4 protein-coding genes and 1 pseudogene are annotated in these 3094 nt (G+C 54.7%); 1 reads left to right on the top strand and 4 read right to left on the bottom strand.

Features of this window, described 5'->3' with window-relative positions:
• Positions 1-316: 316 nt before the first annotated feature.
• From AQ996_RS09425 to AQ996_RS09435, 3 genes are read right to left on the bottom strand one after another with little or no spacing between them, the layout of a single operon-like run.
• On the bottom strand, positions 317-1225 hold the full coding sequence (locus AQ996_RS09425; RefSeq protein WP_055252675.1) for a radical SAM mobile pair protein B: 909 nt from the start codon (positions 1223-1225) through the stop codon (positions 317-319).
• Positions 1213-1902, bottom strand: a complete 690-nt coding sequence (locus tag AQ996_RS09430) for a radical SAM mobile pair protein A (protein ID WP_055252677.1) — start codon at positions 1900-1902, stop codon at positions 1213-1215. Before AQ996_RS09430 ends, AQ996_RS09425 begins: the two co-directional genes overlap by 13 nt.
• The gene (locus tag AQ996_RS09435) at positions 1899-2099 is read right to left on the bottom strand and encodes a hypothetical protein (RefSeq protein ID WP_055252679.1); all 201 of its coding nucleotides are present in this window, start codon (positions 2097-2099) and stop codon (positions 1899-1901) included. The genes AQ996_RS09430 and AQ996_RS09435 overlap by 4 nt, the downstream gene beginning before the upstream one ends.
• A 143-nt stretch (positions 2100-2242) precedes the next feature.
• Here AQ996_RS09435 and AQ996_RS09440 point away from each other — a divergent pair, with 143 nt between their 5' ends.
• Positions 2243-2803: a TetR/AcrR family transcriptional regulator gene (locus AQ996_RS09440; protein WP_055252681.1), complete on the top strand. Its 561-nt coding sequence runs from the start codon at positions 2243-2245 to the stop codon at positions 2801-2803.
• An 83-nt stretch (positions 2804-2886) separates the two neighbouring features.
• On the opposite strand, the pseudogene AQ996_RS09980 reads toward AQ996_RS09440, so the two are convergent.
• Positions 2887-3094, bottom strand: a pseudogene (locus tag AQ996_RS09980) (Sir2 silent information regulator family NAD-dependent deacetylase); the annotation flags it as partial.

Here is a 3094-nt window from a genome sequence, read left to right on the forward strand (position 1 = left end):
CAGCATGAAGTCGATGTATCGCGCATAGTATGCCCATCGCTGCTCGAGGCTGGGGTAGAGGTGGTAGAAGCCGTCGAAAAGGCTCTTGACTACTTTCGATTGATGCTCAGTGCCCATTGTATTCGCTACGATTAAACTCGGCACAGGGGATACTGGTTTTCCGTGCGAAAACGCTCATGCCGCTAAATTGAGCGACCGCCTGTACTGCAGCGGGATCATCCGCCCGAGCGATCCCTTAATCCGTCGCCCGTTGCGCCAATCGGCAGAAGCCACGCGTGGACGCTAATCGCTCGAGCGAATCGTCGTCGGTTTCCGTTTAACGATTTCTTTTTCCGCTATTATCCGACCCTCGGACTTCCTCGTGATAGAAGTAGTCCACGATCACCGGATGCCCCTGGGGGACTCTGCCATAAGGCATTTCGTTGTCCACAAAGGGGCAATCGTACTTCTTGGCCATTTCCTCGGCTTTTACTTCAAGCGCTTCAAAATAGCTACGGTTGCGCTTGTTATAGATCTCATCGTAAAGCGGTACGAGATTGGGATGTTTCTCGGCGATATAATCCAGGATCGCTTTTTTGAAACCACCCCGAAGATTGAGATTTTCGAGCCAAAACAAATCGCACCGATCTTTTACTCGCTCAAAAATCATCTCAAAATCCGTGATGCCGGGAAATACCGGGGACACGAAGCAGACCGTACGGATACCTTCGTCATACACCTGCTTCATAGCAGCGATACGACGCTCGATGCTCGACGCGGAGTCCATATCGTTCTTGAAGTTCTCATCCAGCGTGTTGATCGACCATGAAACGGTCACTCGTCCAAGCCTCTTCAGCAGATCGATATCCCGTACCACAAGATCGGACTTTGTGCAGATCAGAATATCTGCATCGCTGCCAATCAGCTGCTCCAGGAGTTTCCTGGTATTCCCGAATCGCTCCTCCTGTGGATTGTAGCCATCCGTCACAGAACCGATAACCACCCGCTGTCCAGCGTATTTCTTCGGATTCTTGATTTCCGGCCAATGCTTCACATCAAGAAAGGTGCCCCATTCCTCCTTGTGTCCGGTAAAGCGCTTCATAAAGGAGGCATAGCAATACTTGCAGGCATGCGTGCAGCCTACATAGGGATTGACCGAGTAGCCGCCTACCGGCAGGCTGGACTTGGTCATGATGTTCTTTGCTTCCACCTCATTGATGAGGATTCCATCGATCACTTCCGCCATGTTCTCTGCACCTCCAGCACTCTTTCGAATTCTTCCGGCAATTCCTGAATCATGTTTTCGTCCCCTATGACAGAGACGAGGTCTTCCTTCATAAACATTGGAATGCCAAGCGCGTGCGCCTGGTCCGTCAAAGACCATGCCCACTCCGGTTCCGTATGAACCTTCCTGCTCTGCGCCCCGGTCATGGTACCGACGACGATCCAGTTGATTCCGGAAAGGTCGACCGTACCGGGATCGTCGAATAGCGGCTCAAAAGTAACGAAGAAGTGATTTGCTTTGACGTTTTTCCGAAGGGCGTCGATACGCCACAGCTCCGCTTTCCTCGTCACCGTAACGCCGAACCATGCGTTTTCCAGGTCGGTATCTAAATCCAGCAAATCGGGTCTCTTGGTCAGGAACAGGAACTGATGCTGTGGATTCTCATGGATCTTTGCAAATACCTCGTCTCGCCATTCCAGCTTCCACCCGGAGAGATCGCTCATGCCGGTAAGGAGAAAGTTCTGCGGGCGTTTCTTTTCCATCATCTTGAGCTTGCTCGGGAAGAACGCAGGATCAGCGAAGTCGTCAATCATATGCCAACGTTTCACATTGTTACGGGCATAGCAATATGGACACCCCACCGTGCAGCCGATGACGATATTCATATTCTGAATCTGATTTTTGATGCAGATGCTCATAACGCCTGCCTACCTGCCTCTCCCGTAAACACGCAATCAGCCTTCCCCACCTTGCGGGCAAAAGCCTCGATATCTTGCTTGCAAGCAGCAGGCTCGCAATCGCTCAAATCGTATGACGTGCCGCCGTTTCGATAGACGGCCCGATGGGAAAACGATCGGCTGACAAGCCCGATGCCGAGCTTCTCGCACAGGGTCATCCGTGCTCCCTTTCAGCTATAAAAAACAGGTGTCTATAAACAGTATCCTTGTTGATTTTCGCAGGGGCAATGAACAAACGCGTGCACCTGTCGATAAACGAACAGCTACTGGACATTGTCAAACGACTCAGATTGGAGAGGCGATGGGAGAAACCAAGATCGACCGCCGGCGGCGCTACACCCTCTCGGTCATACAGGAGGCGTTCTTCGCGCTGCTGGCCGAGGTCGGCTTCGCGAAGATGACGGTGGCGGACATCTGCCGCCGCGCCGAGATCAACCGGGGAACGTTCTATCTGCATTGCGAGGATAAGTACGCGCTGCTCGATGCGCTTATCGACGAGGCATTGGCAGCGGCTCCCCCGCTTGAGGGGGTTGAATCGGCAACGCTTTGCCAGCGTCCGTCGGCAGACGACGATTATCGCCTGCTTTATTCGGACAGCGACTCATACGCTCGCGTAGCCCAGCGCGTCATAGAACGCGGAGCGGAGCAGATGGTTCCCTGGGTCATGGAGAAAACAGGGCTTTCACGCGAAGACGCCTTCCTGCTCTTCGTCCACAACGTCCAGGGCGATCTGGCCGTCAACCGCCTGCTCGGCTGGAGACGAGGCCCCGAGTTCGCCCATGCCCAGGAGCTGCTCAACGCCTATTCCGAAGGGGGCTTACTGGCGGTATCCGCTCTTCGCGATTCCGATAACCCATCGTGACCTGCGATTCAGGAATACCAGCCTCCGAGCCCTCTCGTTCGGAGGCTGCGGCTAAAACCTCATTGCGCGTCTACCGCTCCGCGTTACTCGCCACCTGCCCGCGCCACCGAGAGCAGGGCGCCCAAATCGGCCTGGATCGCCCCTGCCTTGCTTCCAAGCTGCAACGGAGCCGAGCCGCCCGAGATGTTTACGCTCAAAAGGTGCGCATCCGGCAGCTTCGCGGTCATGCTCCAGAACGGGAGCGTGATGATGCCGGGGGTCATCTCGCCCACGCCGAGCTCCAGCAACAGC

Source organism: Collinsella aerofaciens, from assembly GCF_001404695.1.
Lineage (GTDB): Bacteria > Actinomycetota > Coriobacteriia > Coriobacteriales > Coriobacteriaceae > Collinsella > Collinsella aerofaciens_E.

What these genes read in the sequence shown, in the direction of transcription:
- AQ996_RS09435 (WP_055252679.1), bottom strand. Translation starts at nt 2,099, where the DNA reads ATGACCCTGTGCGAGAAGCTCGGCATCGGGCTTGTCAGCCGATCGTTT.
- AQ996_RS09440 (WP_055252681.1), top strand. Translation starts at nt 2,243, where the DNA reads ATGGGAGAAACCAAGATCGACCGCCGGCGGCGCTACACCCTCTCGGTC.
- AQ996_RS09430 (WP_055252677.1), bottom strand. Translation starts at nt 1,902, where the DNA reads ATGAGCATCTGCATCAAAAATCAGATTCAGAATATGAATATCGTCATC.
- AQ996_RS09425 (WP_055252675.1), bottom strand. Translation starts at nt 1,225, where the DNA reads ATGGCGGAAGTGATCGATGGAATCCTCATCAATGAGGTGGAAGCAAAG.